General features: G+C 40.5%; 14 protein-coding genes and 1 pseudogene. 14 read left to right on the forward strand and 1 reads right to left on the reverse strand.

Annotated elements, in window-relative coordinates; translation table 11 throughout:
- Positions 1-184 precede the first annotated feature (184 nt).
- The gene (locus tag HMPREF2795_RS09820) at positions 185-766 is read left to right on the forward strand and encodes a DUF6287 domain-containing protein (protein WP_075228785.1); all 582 of its coding nucleotides are present in this window, start codon (positions 185-187) and stop codon (positions 764-766) included.
- A gap of 91 nt (positions 767-857) precedes the next feature.
- Here HMPREF2795_RS09820 and HMPREF2795_RS11095 read toward each other — a convergent pair.
- Positions 858-947: pseudogene (locus HMPREF2795_RS11095) on the reverse strand (integrase); the annotation flags it as partial.
- Positions 948-1,086: 139 nt separating this feature from the next.
- On the opposite strand from HMPREF2795_RS11095, the gene HMPREF2795_RS09825 reads away from it, so the two are divergent.
- The 13 genes from HMPREF2795_RS09825 (at position 1,087) to recG (ending at position 15,474) form a co-directional block, all read left to right on the forward strand.
- Positions 1,087-1,599 (forward strand): GNAT family N-acetyltransferase, encoded by a 513-nt coding sequence (locus HMPREF2795_RS09825; RefSeq protein ID WP_070678984.1) that lies wholly within the window; start codon positions 1,087-1,089, stop codon positions 1,597-1,599.
- Between the two features lie 142 nt (positions 1,600-1,741).
- Positions 1,742-2,428: an XRE family transcriptional regulator gene (locus HMPREF2795_RS09830; RefSeq protein ID WP_075228786.1), complete on the forward strand. Its 687-nt coding sequence runs from the start codon at positions 1,742-1,744 to the stop codon at positions 2,426-2,428.
- Positions 2,429-2,431: 3 nt separating this feature from the next.
- Positions 2,432-3,847, forward strand: a complete 1,416-nt coding sequence (locus tag HMPREF2795_RS09835; protein WP_075228787.1) for a Y-family DNA polymerase — start codon at positions 2,432-2,434, stop codon at positions 3,845-3,847.
- Complete coding sequence (locus HMPREF2795_RS09840) at positions 3,844-4,206, forward strand: DUF3891 family protein (RefSeq protein ID WP_075228788.1); 363 nt, start codon at positions 3,844-3,846, stop codon at positions 4,204-4,206. Before HMPREF2795_RS09835 ends, HMPREF2795_RS09840 begins: the two co-directional genes overlap by 4 nt.
- Entirely contained in the window at positions 4,199-4,477 is a 279-nt protein-coding gene (locus HMPREF2795_RS09845; RefSeq protein WP_075228789.1) for a DUF5960 family protein, read from the forward strand. The genes HMPREF2795_RS09840 and HMPREF2795_RS09845 overlap by 8 nt, the downstream gene beginning before the upstream one ends.
- A gap of 654 nt (positions 4,478-5,131) precedes the next feature.
- Entirely contained in the window at positions 5,132-5,974 is an 843-nt protein-coding gene (locus tag HMPREF2795_RS09850) for a TPM domain-containing protein (protein WP_075228790.1), read from the forward strand.
- Between the two features lie 38 nt (positions 5,975-6,012).
- On the forward strand, positions 6,013-6,606 hold the full coding sequence (locus tag HMPREF2795_RS09855; RefSeq protein ID WP_075228791.1) for a LemA family protein: 594 nt from the start codon (positions 6,013-6,015) through the stop codon (positions 6,604-6,606).
- Positions 6,607-7,273: 667 nt separating this feature from the next.
- Positions 7,274-9,787 carry a preprotein translocase subunit SecA gene (gene secA / locus HMPREF2795_RS09865; protein WP_049503920.1) on the forward strand — a complete coding sequence of 838 codons (2,514 nt, stop codon included), beginning with the start codon at positions 7,274-7,276 and terminating at the stop codon, positions 9,785-9,787.
- 81 nt (positions 9,788-9,868) lie between these two features.
- Entirely contained in the window at positions 9,869-10,900 is a 1,032-nt protein-coding gene (locus HMPREF2795_RS09870; protein ID WP_000232201.1) for a 3-deoxy-7-phosphoheptulonate synthase, read from the forward strand.
- Position 10,901: 1 nt separating this feature from the next.
- A complete protein-coding gene (locus HMPREF2795_RS09875) occupies positions 10,902-11,933 on the forward strand; it encodes a 3-deoxy-7-phosphoheptulonate synthase (protein ID WP_075228792.1) in 1,032 nt (343 codons plus the stop codon).
- Positions 11,934-11,978: 45 nt separating this feature from the next.
- Positions 11,979-12,341, forward strand: coding sequence for a holo-ACP synthase (gene acpS / locus HMPREF2795_RS09880; RefSeq protein ID WP_075228817.1), 363 nt, complete (start codon positions 11,979-11,981; stop codon positions 12,339-12,341).
- Complete coding sequence (alr, locus tag HMPREF2795_RS09885) at positions 12,331-13,434, forward strand: alanine racemase (protein WP_075228793.1); 1,104 nt, start codon at positions 12,331-12,333, stop codon at positions 13,432-13,434. Before acpS ends, alr begins: the two co-directional genes overlap by 11 nt.
- A 24-nt stretch (positions 13,435-13,458) precedes the next feature.
- Positions 13,459-15,474, forward strand: a complete 2,016-nt coding sequence (gene recG, locus HMPREF2795_RS09890; protein WP_075228794.1) for an ATP-dependent DNA helicase RecG — start codon at positions 13,459-13,461, stop codon at positions 15,472-15,474.
- Positions 15,475-15,560 lie beyond the last annotated feature (86 nt).

Raw genomic sequence — 15,560 nt, forward strand, 5'->3', positions numbered from 1 at the left:
GCCTCAAAACGTTAATCAATACGATACTATCAACATTTACAGACGTTCAAGAATTTTCTTTTGGATGTCTTTTTGTTTCAAAAATACAAAATTCACCCAAATAATATATTTAAGTCCAATATTTTGTTACTTGTATGAGTGTAGTATGATATAATTAAATGAGAATAGTATAAAGGAGTTATAAATGAAAATAGGAAAAGGCATAAATTGGCTTTTGATTCTGTTAAGTTGCTTAATTGCTATAGTGCTGATTAGTTCTCTCTTCTTCTTTTTTAATCATAAGAAGCAAGATGCAGAAGTAGTGAATACTCCTACAACGGAACAGCGTTCTACTACTAGTATGACAACAACAAGTACAACAACCACTAGTTCAACGACTTCTCAAGAGAGTATTACTACTACGGAGGAGGAAAGACCTTCGACACAAGAAGAGAAAACGAATGCTAGATCACAAAAAATAGATGAGCAAGCTATTCTAAATGGAGATTTCTCTACTCTAGTTGGGACATGGAGAAATGGGCTTGGACAAGAGTTTACATTCGATAAAAATGGACTAGTAAACAGTGGAAACATTGAGAAAGTGAGCATGGGTAACCATGGAACTATTGAATTCAGTGTTAGATCTGGTTTTACAGGGTATGGAATGAGTGTTTACCCTGCTGGACTTATTATAGATGGGTTAGATTCTGACTTAAGTAAAAACAGGCTTACTGCTGGTCAAGCTGCTCCAACTAGCTCAGAACAAGTTTTTTATAAAGTAGACTAAATAATCAACCATCTCAGAATTAATGAGATGGTTTTCTTCTTTATTTGTAAGTCATTATCATTTTATGAAGATGAAGTAGGTAGGGGTTAAAAATAGCTTCCATAGGCGTTCCAGCCTGTTTAGCGAGTGTTGCTCCCGTATGACGCAGTTTATGAGGTGAAATGTGTTTTAACATTGGATATTATTTTTCTTCATAGTATGTTGTGTTATAATGTAGATACGATATGAAAAAATTAAGATAGCTCTGTAAATTCTGTAAATGTCACTTTGTGTGAACATGAGTACATTTGAATTTAGAGAATGATAGGAGATGGTTTAGAGTGATAAGTTTAGAGCTGATGTCTGAAGAAAATAGCATAGATGTTTATTCTTTTGAAAAAGAAAATCGGGAGTATTTTGAGCGGAATTTACCTCCTAGACCAGCTACCTATTTTGATTCAGAAGGTTTTAAAGAAATTACAAGGGAATTGTTAAGGGAACAAGAGAATCATGATGTCTACATGCATCTTATTAGAGATGCACAAGGTACTATGGTCGGAAGAATCAATTTAAGTGTCTTAGAGGATGATCGAAAAACAGCAGAACTTGGATATAGGATCGGAGAAAATGTTACTAATTTAGGTTATGCAAGTGAAGCGGTTAAACTCGTTTTAGAAAAGGCCTTTACTACTTATGGTTTACATAAGATTATCGCAGGGACGGCAACGGACAATCTGATCTCTCAGAGAGTGCTTTTAAAAAATGGTTTCACCTTTAGTAGAATCATAGAGAATGACTTTCAAATGCATAACGAGTGGATTCATACGGCAGTATTTGAGATAAGGAATCTATAGCATCATCATTACCAGTCGTTTGCCAAAACTCAACATTTCTAGTAGACATTCGTCTACTTTTTTTATATAATAAAAATAAACCAAAATGGTTGAGTTTCAAAAAAGTCAACCTACGATGAAATATCCCACTAGGAGGTAAACCATGTACCAACCAGAAAAACTCAAGGCTCGAAGAAAAGAGTTAAAGTTAACACAAAAAGAGATTGCGGAGCAGCTTGGCATTAGTTTTCAGGCCTATTCGGCTTGGGAGCGTGGAGTCAAGGAGCCTTCTAAAGAAAAAGTTAAACAGCTAGAAGAGATTTTAAAAGTACCAAAAGGCTATTTTACTCAAATCGAGATTGTCCGTCTCTATAATAGCCTTTCCAATAAAGGAAAAGAAAAGGTGATAGTCTATGCTCGCGACTTGGCTCAAGAAGAACAAGCCAAGAAGGTGACTGCTATTTCAGAAAAACTTTTCGAGTATCATGTCTATGAACGCATGTCAGCTGGGATCGGTGCTGCAGTTTATGATGATCGAAACTTTGACACGGTTTACTTTAATGAGGAACTAGCTCACGATTTTGCTTCCTGGGTCTCTGGAGATTCTATGGAACCCAAATATCAAAATGGTTCAGTAGCTTTGATTCGTGAGACAGGATTTGATTATGATGGTGCTGTCTATGCAGTGGTTTGCAATAACCGGACCTATATCAAACGGGTCTATCGAGAGGCAGAAGGTTTACGTCTGGTCTCCATCAATCCTAAATACAAGGATATTTTTATCTCCTATGAGGAAGATCCGCGGATTGTGGGCATTATTGTGGGTAATTTTCTACCCATGGAGGGATAGGCTATGGGCTACTTTGATTATTCCAGAGAGCCCAAAAGTGATATTGCCTTTGTCGATATGAAGTCCTTTTATGCCAGTGTTGAGTGTGTGGAAAGAGGGCTTCATCCTCTTAAAACCTCCCTTTGTGTCATGAGTCGGGCGGATAATTCTGTTGGGCTTATTCTTGCCTCCTCGCCTATGTTTAAAAAGGTCTTTGGGAAAGCAAATGTAGGTCGTGCTCATGACCTGCCTTTTGATATCAAGACGCGCAAATTTTCCTACTACAATGCTAAGAAACAAGGCTTACGGACAGATCCAGACTATGTGAAATTTATCGAAGATTGGGCTCGGGTGACCGTCATTGTCCCTCCTCGGATGGATAAGTATATCGCAGTTAATATGGAAATCCAAGGAATCTTTCAGAACTATGGCAGTCCAGATGATATTTATCCTTATTCAATTGATGAAGGCTTTATTGATCTAACCAGTTCGCTCAATTATTTTGTCCCAGACCAGCAGATTTCTCGTAAAGATAAGTTGGACATACTTTCGGCTCGTATCCAGAGAGATATCTGGCGGCAGACCGGGATTTACTCGACAGTCGGTATGTCGAATGCCAATCCTCTGCTTGCTAAGTTGGCTTTGGATAATGAAGCCAAGCACACACCGACTATGCGAGCCAATTGGTCTTACAAAGATGTGGAGGATAAGGTCTGGTCCATTCCAAAGATGACCGACTTTTGGGGGATTGGGCATCGGATGGAGAAGCGCTTGAATAGCTTGGAAATCTATTCGATTAAGGAATTAGCCAATAGCAATCCTGATGCCCTGAAGAAAGAACTTGGGCAAGCTGGACTTCGCTTGTGGTTTCATGCAAATGGAATTGATGAGAGTAATGTTCACAAGCCCTATAAAGCCAAATCTCACGGCTTAGGCAATTCGCAAATTTTACCGAGAGATTATGTCAAGCAGCGAGATATCGAAATTATCCTTCGAGAGATGGCTGAGCAGGTGGCTATCAGGCTTCGACGGGCCAGAAAGAAGACGACAGTTGTGTCTATTCATCTTGGATTTTCTAAGCAGGAACAAAAACTTTCCATCCATACCCAGATGAAGGTTGAGCCGACTAACAGCACCAGTCTTTTGGTCAGTTATGTACTGAAATTATTCCATAGCAAATATACTTCTGGGGCTGTCAGAAGTGTTGCCGTTAGTTATTCAGGATTTGTGGACGAGTCCTTTGGTTTGATTTCCCTTTTTGATGATGTTGATAAGCTAGAAAAAGAAGAAAGGCTCCAGACGGCCATTGATTCTATTCGAGAGCAATTCGGCTTTACTTCCCTTTTGAAGGCGACTGCCTTAGAGGATGCGTCTAGAAGTATTGCCAGAAGTAAGCTGATCGGAGGGCACTCTGCTGGAGGATTAGATGGACTAAAATGATTGATCGCTCTTATTTGCCCTTCCAATCCGCGAGGGACTATCAAGATCCAGGCATGCAGAAGTGGATGGGCTTCTTTTTATCAGAGCATACGACTTCGCTCAGTGAAGAAAAAAATCGTGTCGATTTGTCGACTGATTTGAATCCAGTTGAGAAGTTGTTGTTACTTTCCCAGCTATATGTCGGACGACTAAAAGGCTCTTTTGTGGTCAAGGAGAAAAATCATAAAAGCACGATATTGGGTGAACTAAGAGAATTGTCTCTTCAAGAAATCTCTGTTAAAACGGATGAGGGTTATAGATTGCTAAAGGTAGATGATATTCTCTCAATCCAACTTTGTCAGGAGGAAGTTGATGACTAGAAAAGAGTTATATGAAAACAAATTGCAGATGGATTACTTCTCAGATGATTACATCTGCTTTGAAGAAGATTTCCAAAAATACTCTGCCATGAATGTACCTCTGACTTTTCTGATTGACGACATTCTGCGCACCATGGCTATGAACCAAAAGAACTACTTTGTCTTGAATAAGGAAAATGCCAAAGATGGCAGAGATCATTATTATTATTTTGAGATAGATTATCGCGTAGGATGTAGAAGTTTTCGCTATAAAAAGCATGTGAATAGATAATTTGAACGCTACGACAGATGAAGCCGATATTTATTTTGAAAATAAATTATCCAGTGAATTAGCACCCCTAACAGAGAGTGCTAAAACATCATAAATTCATCAAGTGATTTGAAAATTTTGAGAATAACGGAAAAAACGTTAAAAATGGTTGATCAGTAGATAAATATATCGATGCCTATATTTTTTATCATATTGTAAAATAAAAATTTCTGAAAATTTTTTATGGATCTGAAATTTTCTCCACAAGAATACAAAGACTAGTAGATTTAAGAATGTATAGACCCCGAAAGTTAAATTTTTCGGGGGTGTAGTACAGAGGAATTCCACCCTCTCAAAGCCTCTCTTTTGTCATGAGTTGTTGGATATCAAGAAATGCAAATCTTATGAACTATAATGCCAAGAAATAAGGCTTGTCAACAGATCCAAAATTTATCTAAGATTGGTTCCGAGTGCTTCTGCTTATTCCTTCTAGAGATTGCAGTCAATATGGTGGAAATTTAGACCATTTAATGCAGAATAGAGAATCCGATTTGTCATCAAAAAAACATCATTTTCTTAGTTCTTGTCATAGATTTGTAATGAAAATGTACTTTCTTTGTAAAAATCAAAATGCTATAATTCTCTAAACAATTTTCCTTGCACAGGGAGGTTATTATGAAAAAATATAGATTGTTAAAGAAAAGTTTCTTGGCGCGTATCCTTGGATTGCTGATGGTATTTCTCTTCTTATCAGCATTCACAGCACCTGAAAAACCAGACTATGGTATCTACGATCCAAATCACTATTTGACAGAGGACACTATCACACAAATTCGTGATTTGAATGAAGCTAATAGTAAAAAGGCAGAAAAGCTTCAAGTGGGAGTTTATATCGTGGACAGTTTAGAAGGAGAAAGCATTGAAACAGTAGCTAATGAGACTGCTAGAGCCTGGAAGGTTGGCTATTCAGGAGATAATTTTGGAAGTCTCATTGTAGTAGCCGTTCAAGACCGTAAATCAAGAATTGAAACCAGTAATAACACCGCCATTAGAATAACGGACTATCAAACCAAGCAGATCTTGGCAGCCAGCCGTACAGATTTCAAAACTGGTGACTATGGTAAAGGAATTCTAGCGATTGCCAAAGGCTTGGACAATCAGTTTTATAGAGGAAGTGGAACATTTCCATCTGATGAATCCTCTAAAATCAAACGTTATTCTGATAGCATCAGTGGGAAAAAATCGAGTCGCAATAGAAGCAGTTCCTCAAATTACAGTCAAAAAAATGACCCCATAAAAGATTTCTTTGGATTCATGATGGTGGTATATATCATTGGAGTCATTATTGCCGTTATCAGAGGAGGTGGAAGTTCTCGTAACGGTGACTCGTCTAGCGGTGGCTGGTGGTTTAGTGACTCATCCGATTCAGATTCATCTTGGTCAGACTCAGGTTCAGATTCTTCTGGTGGCTGGGACGGCGGAGGCTTTGACGGTGGAGGTTCCTCTGATGATTGGTAATGTTAGTATAAAATTTAAAGAAATGAGTAAGTTTAGATATGAAAAATAAAGGAATCATTTATGTATTGAGCATTTTACTAGCCATTATCTTGCTGGGAGGTTGCTCGGTTGTAGGTACTTATAACGGTCTTGTCTCCGAACAGATCAAGGTAGAACAAGCTCAAGCAAATGTAGCGACAGCTCTTCAACGTCGTTCAGACTTGATTGGAAATCTGGTAGAGTCTGTAAAGGGACAAATGAACCATGAGACAGAGGTCTTCACCCAGATTGCAGAAGCACGTGCAAAAATTGGGAATGGCTCTGTTACTTCGAAGGAAAACCAAGAGGCTCAAGGTGAGTTGAGTTCAGCTATTTCACGCCTGCTTGTGTTGACAGAGAACTATCCTGAGCTTAAGAGCAATCAAAATGTGGAACAACTCATGACGGAGTTGGCTGGAAGCGAAAATCGTATTTTTGTAGCCCGCAAGGATTACAACCAGGCAGCAACTGACTACAATCAAAAATTAAGAAGCTTCCCAACTGTTCTCTTTGCTAATATGATGAACTTTAAAGAAGCAGAAACCTTCAAAGAAAGCGAAGAAGCCAAGACAGCTCCGAAGGTTGACTTTAGTACTTCTACATCAAAACAGTAGACTGGCCGTTTATTTCTAAGAATTGCAAGATCTGGAAACTACTTTCCAGGTCTTTTTGCTATAATAAAAATAGGAAACAGTTCTGGAGGTGATGAGATGGAGAAGTTGCTACAATTGTTGATTTTAGTGCCCTATTTTTTCTTTTTTAGTTGGCAAAGGAAGGTACGACCAGGAAGTAAGCACTTTTCATTCCTTTACTATTTTTACTGGATTTATTTACCTCTCATGGCCTTGTTTAGTCTAACCTTCACTCTTTTTTCGCTAATCTTATTTAATTTTATTTTACTAGAGCCCAAGGATTTGGCTAGGTGGTTGATATGGATAGTTTTAGTCTTTTTATCCTTACTCAATGACTGGATAGTTTATACTTGTCTAAAGTTTATGAAAAAACTGAAGTTGGAAAAGAATAAGGCTAATCTTCCTTGAGAGAACTGAGGAAATTAGTGCCTAATAACTGAAGGATGCTTCGATTCTCAATGTTGAGTTAAGTAGAAGTTTAAATTAGGGAAAAATGAAACTAAGAGTAGGAATTTTAAGAGGAACTAATCTCGATGATTAGCCCTTTTTTGCCCTAAGGGAAAACGGAATATTTCTTGAAAAAATTGGGCAAATATGCTACAATAAAAAGAACATTCTAAAATATTCAGAATTTAAAGTAAGGAAAAAAATGGCAAATTTACTAAAAACAATCATCGAAAATGATAAAGGCGAACTCCGTCGCTTGGAAAAGATGGCGGACAAAGTCTTAAGATATGAAGATGAAATGGCTGCGTTAACAGACGAGCAATTGAAAGCAAAAACAGAAGAATTCAAACAACGCTATCAAAATGGTGAGACTCTTGACCAACTTTTGTATGAGGCGTTTGCTGTTGTACGCGAGGGAGCTAAGCGTGTTCTTGGTCTTTTCCCGTATAAGGTTCAGGTTATGGGGGGAATCGTTCTTCACCATGGTGACGTTCCTGAGATGCGTACTGGTGAGGGGAAAACCTTGACAGCGACTATGCCAGTATACCTTAACGCCCTTTCAGGTAAAGGTGTACACGTAGTTACGGTCAATGAGTATCTATCAGAACGTGACGCGACTGAGATGGGTGAGTTGTACTCATGGCTTGGTTTGTCAGTAGGGATCAACTTGGCAGCCAAATCTCCAATGGAGAAAAAAGAAGCTTATGAGTGTGATATCACTTATTCAACAAACTCAGAGATTGGTTTCGATTATCTTCGTGATAACATGGTTGTTCGTGCGGAGAATATGGTTCAACGTCCGCTTAACTATGCCTTGGTCGATGAGGTTGACTCTATCTTGATTGACGAAGCTCGTACTCCTTTGATCGTTTCAGGAGCCAATGCAGTTGAAACTAGCCAACTCTACCATATGGCGGACCATTTTGTGAAGTCTTTGGATAAGGATGACTATATCATTGATATTCAGTCTAAGACAATTGGTCTATCTGATTCTGGTATTGACAAGGCTGAAAGCTACTTCAAACTAGAAAATCTCTATGATATCGAAAACGTAGCCTTGACTCACTTTATCGACAATGCCCTTCGTGCTAACTACATCATGATTCTTGATATTGACTATGTGGTCAGCGAAGAGCAGGAAATCTTGATTGTCGACCAATTTACAGGTCGTACCATGGAAGGTCGTCGTTATTCTGATGGTTTGCACCAAGCGATTGAAGCCAAAGAAGGTGTGCCAATCCAAGATGAAACCAAGACTTCAGCTTCTATTACCTACCAAAACCTTTTCCGTATGTATAAGAAATTGTCAGGGATGACAGGTACTGGTAAGACTGAGGAAGAAGAATTCCGCGAAATTTACAATATTCGTGTTATTCCTATCCCAACAAACCGTCCGGTTCAACGTATCGACCACTCAGACCTACTCTATGCAAGTATCGAAGCTAAGTTTAAGGCTGTTGTCGAAGATGTAAAAGCTCGCTACCAAAAAGGTCAACCTGTCTTGGTTGGTACAGTTGCAGTTGAAACCAGTGATTATATTTCTAAAAAATTGGTAGCCGCAGGCGTTCCTCACGAAGTATTGAATGCCAAGAACCACTACAAAGAAGCTCAAATCATCATGAATGCTGGCCAACGTGGTGCAGTTACAATCGCGACCAACATGGCCGGTCGTGGTACTGATATTAAGCTTGGTGAAGGTGTTCGTGAACTTGGTGGACTTTGTGTCATTGGTACAGAACGCCATGAAAGCCGTCGTATCGATAACCAGCTTCGTGGACGTTCAGGACGTCAAGGGGACCCAGGGGAGTCACAATTCTACCTTTCTCTGGAAGATGATTTGATGAAACGTTTCGGTTCAGAGCGCTTGAAGGGTGTCTTTGAACGTCTCAATATGTCAGACGAAGCAATCAAATCTCGTATGTTGACACGTCAGGTTGAAGCAGCACAAAAACGTGTTGAAGGAAACAACTACGACACACGTAAACAAGTCCTTCAATACGATGATGTCATGCGTGAGCAACGTGAGATTATCTACTCACAACGTTACGATGTCATCACTGCTGATCGCGATTTGGCTCCTGAGATTCATGCAATGATTAAACGCACTATTAATCGTGTTGTTGATAATCATGCGCGTGCTAAACAAGATGAAAAACTAGAAGCTATCTTGAATTTTGCAAGATACAACTTGCTTCCAGAAGATTCAATTTCACTTTCAGACCTAGAAGGTTTATCAGACCAAGCAATCAAAGATGAACTTTATCAACGTGCCTTGAAAGTCTATGATAGCCAAGTTGCTAAGCTTCGTGATGAGGAAGCTGTTAAAGAATTCCAAAAAGTCTTGATCCTACGTGTTGTAGACAACAAGTGGACAGACCATATCGATGCTCTTGATCAGTTGCGAAATGCTGTTGGTCTCCGTGGTTATGCTCAGAATAACCCAGTCGTTGAGTATCAAGCAGAAGGTTTCCGTATGTTTAATGATATGATTGGTTCCATTGAGTTTGATGTGACTCGTTTGATGATGAAAGCACAAATTCATGAACAAGAGCGTCCACAAGCAGAGCGTCATATCAGTACGACAGCAACTCGTAATATTGCTGCACAACAGACTGAGCTTCCTGCAGATTTGGATCTTAGCCAAGTTAAGCGTAACGACTTATGCCCATGTGGTTCTGGTAAGAAATTTAAAAACTGTCACGGTAAACGACATTAAGAATGACTAATTTTCAGGCGGATGCCTAGTGAAAAGTGAATTTTCGCTTGGCGTCCGTTTGCTTTATAAGGAGGATGAATCATGGTATTTACAGCCAAAAGCCCTAAAATTAATATTGAAGAAGTTCGTAGTTTGTCTAAATTAGAAGGACAGGCACTTGCCAATAAACAACAACGCGATCAAGAACTTGAAGCGATTATTCGTGGTGAAGATCAACGCATTTTGTTAGTGATTGGTCCGTGTTCGTCTGACAATGAAGAAGCAGTTCTTGAGTATGCTAAGCGTTTGGCAAAACTGCAAGAAGAAGTAAAAGACCGTGTCTTTATGGTCATGCGCGTCTACACTGCTAAACCACGTACTAATGGTGATGGCTATAAGGGCTTGATTCACCAACCAAATGCCAAAGAAGCACCTAGTCTCATCAATGGGATCAAGGCGGTTCGTCACCTGCATTACCGTGTTATTTCTGAAACAGGAATGACGACAGCGGATGAAATGTTGTACCCAGAAAACCTTCCTTTGGTAGATGACTTGATTTCTTACATGGCAGTTGGAGCTCGTTCGGTTGAAGATCAACAACACCGTTTTGTAGCTAGTGGAGCAGATTTTGCGACAGGTTTTAAAAATCCAACGTCTGGAAATCTCAATGTCATGTTCAACGGTATTTATGCGGCTCAAAACAAACAAAGTTTCCTTTTCCTAGGGAAAGAAGTTGAAACGACTGGAAATCCTCTATCGCATGCTATTCTCCGTGGTGCCCTCAATGAATACGGGAAAAACATTCCGAACTATTACTACGATAATTTAATGGATACTATTGCCCAGTATGAAAAGATGGGACTTGAAAATCCATTTATCATCATTGATACCAACCATGACAACTCAGGCAAGCAGTACATGGATCAGATTCGTATTGTACGTCAGACCTTGATTAACCGCGACTGGAATGAAAAGATTAAAAAATATGTCCGTGGTTTCATGATTGAGTCTTATCTAGAAGACGGTCGTCAAAATGAACCAGAGGTCTTTGGGAAATCTATCACTGATCCATGTCTTGGATGGGAAAATACTGAAGCTCTTGTTCGTGAAATCTACCAAAGACTAGGAGAATAGTATGGCATTTATTGAAAAAGGTCAAGAAATCGATATTGAAGCGATTAAGGCGGAAACACAGCTGTCTGCAGAAGCCTTGCAACATAAGGAAAGCCGAGACCAAGAACTAGCTGATATTCTATCTGGTAAGGATGATCGTATCCTTTTGGTCATTGGTCCTTGTTCATCTGATAATGAAGAAGCAGTGCTTGAATATGCTCGTCGTTTAGCTGACTTGCAGAAAAAAGTTGCGGATAAAATTTTCATGGTCATGCGTGTTTACACAGCCAAGCCACGTACCAATGGAGATGGCTACAAGGGTTTGGTTCATCAGCCAGATACTTCTAAAGCACCAAGTTTGATTAATGGTTTGCAGGCTGTTCGTCAGCTACATTATCGTGTTATTACAGAAACTGGATTGACTACAGCAGATGAAATGCTTTATCCATCCAATCTAGTCTTGGTTGACGACTTGGTGAGCTACCATGCCGTAGGTGCACGTTCAGTAGAAGATCAGGAACATCGTTTTGTAGCTTCAGGGATTGATGCACCAGTGGGTATGAAAAATCCAACCTCTGGAAATCTGTCTGTTATGTTTAATGCCATCTATGCTGCACAAAACAAGCAAACATTTCTTTACCATGGACAAGAAGTTGAAACTTCAGGTAATCCCCTAGCTCACGTTATCCTTCGTGGAGCTATGAATGAATATGGGAAAAATGAACCAAACTTCTACTATGAAACTCTCTTAAATGCTATCGGGCGTTATGAGTCTATGGGGCTTGAAAATCCCTTTATCATGATTGATACCAACCATGATAATTCAGGGAAGCAATATATGGAGCAAGTTCGAATTGTTCGCCAGGCTCTGCTCAATCGTGACTGGAATGAAAAGATTAAGAAAACAGTTCGAGGTTTCATGATTGAATCCTACTTAGCAGATGGTCGACAAAATCAACCAGAAATCTTTGGTTGCTCTATTACAGACCCATGTCTAGGATGGGAAAATACAGTAGCCTTGGTAGAAGAAATCTACACTACCTTAACAAAATAAGTGAAAAGGATGGAGTTGGGGGTATCTCAACTCCTTTTGACGAAAATGATAGTTGGACACGGAATTGATATCGAAGCATTAGCTTCTATAGAAAATGCAGTTGAAAAAAGAGAAGGATTTGCACGGCGTGTCTTGACAGACGAGGAAATGGAGCGTTTTGCCAGTCTCAAAGGTCGTAGACAAATCGAGTATTTGGCTGGGCGTTGGTCAGCTAAAGAAGCTTTCTCAAAGGCTATGGGAACGGGAATTGGGAAGCTGGGCTTTCAGGATTTGGAAGTTTTGAACAATGAGAGAGGGGCGCCTTACTTCAGCAAATCCCCATTTTCAGGAAAAGTGTGGCTATCGATCAGCCATACAGATCAGTTTGTGACAGCTAGTGTTATTTTGGAGGAAGATTATGAAAACTAGTCCACATAGACCAACCAAGGCCCTCATCGATCTGGGTGCTATCCGCTACAATATCCAACAAATGGGAGAGCACATTCCCAAAGATACCCTAAAATGGGCGGTTGTGAAAGCCAATGCCTACGGACACGGAGCGGTAGCTGTTGCTACGGCTATCCAGGATGATGTCGATGGTTTTTGCGTTTCTAATATCGATGAAGCCCTTGAACTCCGTCAAGCAGGAATTTCTAAGAAAATTCTCATTTTGGGAGTATCTGAGGTTGAATCTCTTTCATTGGCCAAGGACTTTGATATTACTTTGACAGTGGCTGGCTTGGAATGGACCCAGAAACTCATAGCTACAGAGCCAGACTTATCAGGTTTAACTGTTCATCTTAAAATTGACTCAGGTATGGGACGAATTGGTTTTAGAAGTGCAAGCGAGGCAGCACAAGCTCAAACTTTACTCAAGGAACATGGAGCAAATGTTGAGGGAATCTTTACCCATTTTGCAACTGCTGATGAAGAGTCGGATAGTTACTTTAAGCAACAGTTAGAATGCTTTAAGGGAATCCTAGCTGACTTGCAAGAAGTACCAGAACTAGTCCATGCGAGTAACTCAGCAACGACTCTATGGCATGCAGAAACTATTTTCAATGCGGTTCGCATGGGGGATTCTATGTATGGTCTCAATCCAAGTGGACAAGTTTTGGAATTGCCTTATGAACTAAAACCTGCTTTGACCTTGGAAACAGCCATCGTTCATATCAAAACAGTAGAGGTTGGGGCTTGTATGGGTTACGGAGCAACTTATCAAGCAGACGGTGAGCAAGTCATTGCAACGGTACCGATCGGTTATGCAGATGGTTGGACACGAGATATGCAGAGTTTCTCAGTTTTGGTGGATGGACAATTGTGCCCTATCGTAGGGCGGGTATCCATGGACCAAATCACCATTCGTTTACCTAAGCTGTATCCATTAGGTACCAAGGTAACCTTGATTGGTGCAGACGGTGATCAAGAAATTACTGCAACAGATGTAGCGGTTTACCGAGGAACCATCAATTATGAGGTAGTTTGTCTCCTCAGTGATCGAATTCCGAGAGAATATCATTAAGAAACAAAAGGAAAGGAGAGGAGCATGAATTTACACCAACCCTTGCATGTCTTGCCTGGCGTGGGACCAAAGTCAGCAGAAAAATATGCCAAACTAGGAATCGAAAACCTGCAAGATCTCTTGCTCTACTTTCCTTTCCGTTATGAAGATTTTAAGACCAAGCAGGTGCTAGAGCTAGAAGACGGTGAAAAGGCTGTCCTATCTGGTCAGGTAGTAACACCAGCTAGTGTTCAGTATTATGGTTTTAAGCGCAATCGCCTACGCTTTAGCCTCAAGCAGGGAGAGGTTGTGTTTGCAGTTAACTTCTTTAACCAACCCTACCTGGCTGACAAGATTGAGCTAGGAGCGACTCTAGCCGTTTTTGGTAAGTGGGATCGCGCCAAGGCTAGTCTAACAGGGATGAAGATTTTAGCTCAAGTGGAGGACGACCTTCAACCTGTCTATCGTCTCGTACAAGGAGTTAGTCAAGCAAGTCTTGTTAAGATCATTAAAACCGCCTTTGATCAGGGGCTAGATCTCTTGATAGAGGAAAATCTCCCTCAGTCCTTGCTAGATAAATACAAACTCATATCTCGCTGTCAGGCTGTTCGTGCTATGCATTTTCCTAAGGATTTGGCAGAATACAAGCAGGCTCTCCGTCGAATCAAGTTTGAGGAACTTTTCTATTTCCAAATGCAATTACAGACCCTCAAGTCTGAAAATAAGGTTCATGGAAGTGGATTGGTTCTGAATTGGTCCCAGGAAAAACTAACTGCGGTTAAAGAAAATTTGCCTTTTGCTTTGACCCAAGCACAAGAAAAGAGCCTGCAAGAAATCCTGACCGATATGAAGTCGGACCATCACATGAATCGACTCTTGCAAGGGGATGTTGGTAGTGGGAAAACAGTGGTGGCAGGTCTAGCGATGTACGCAGCCGTAACGGCTGGTTATCAGGCTGCCCTCATGGTTCCAACAGAGATTCTTGCAGAGCAGCATTTTGAAAGTCTAGAAAGTCTCTTTCCTGATTTGAAACTAGCTCTCCTAACAGGTTCATTAAAAGCTGCAGAAAAACGTACGGTTTTAGAGACCATTGCCAAGGGCGAGATTGATGTGATCGTCGGTACCCATGCTCTTATACAGGACGGGGTGGACTACGATCGACTTGGTTTGATTATCATCGACGAGCAACACCGTTTTGGGGTCGGACAAAGGCGTATTTTACGTGAAAAAGGAGAAAATCCAGATGTCCTTATGATGACGGCAACACCGATTCCACGAACCTTAGCCATCACCGCCTTTGGAGATATGGATGTTTCTATTATTGACCAGATGCCAGCAGGACGAAAGCCAATCGTAACACGCTGGATTAAACATGAACAGTTGCCCCAGGTCCTGACTTGGTTGGAAGGAGAAATTCAAAAAGGGTCTCAAGCCTATGTCATTTCGCCCTTGATTGAAGAATCTGAAGCCCTAGATCTTAAAAATGCTATTGCTTTATCGGAAGAATTGACGGCTCATTTTTCTGGAAAAGCAAAAGTTGCTCTCTTACACGGTAAGATGAAAAGTGATGAAAAAGACCAGATTATGCAGGAGTTCAAAGAGAGAAAAACAGATATTCTGGTTTCAACAACAGTTATCGAAGTCGGGGTCAATGTGCCAAATGCGACCGTCATGATTATCATGGATGCTGACCGTTTCGGACTCAGCCAGCTTCATCAGCTCAGAGGTCGTGTCGGTCGGGGAGACAAGCAGTCCTACGCGGTTCTTGTAGCCAATCCCAAGACTGACTCTGGAAAAGACCGCATGCGCATCATGACGGAAACGACTAATGGATTTGTCCTTGCAGAAGAAGATTTGAAAATGCGTGGTTCGGGTGAGATTTTTGGAACCAGACAGTCAGGTCTACCAGAGTTTCAAGTGGCTGATATCATCGAAGACTTCCCAATCCTTGAGGAAGCTAGAAAGGTAGCAAGCTATATCAGTTCTCTTCCTAATTGGCAAGAGGAACCAGAGTGGCATATGATTGCCCTAAATCTAGAAAAGAAAGAACATTTAGATTAAGCTTTCTCTAAGAAAATCTTAAGTTTGCTTTTAGGGTTATTGCCTATACTAGAGTCATCAAAAAGAAACGAGGACTCTCTCATGAC

This window comes from Streptococcus sp. HMSC056C01 (genome assembly GCF_001811305.1).
Classification (GTDB): Bacteria; Bacillota; Bacilli; order Lactobacillales; family Streptococcaceae; genus Streptococcus.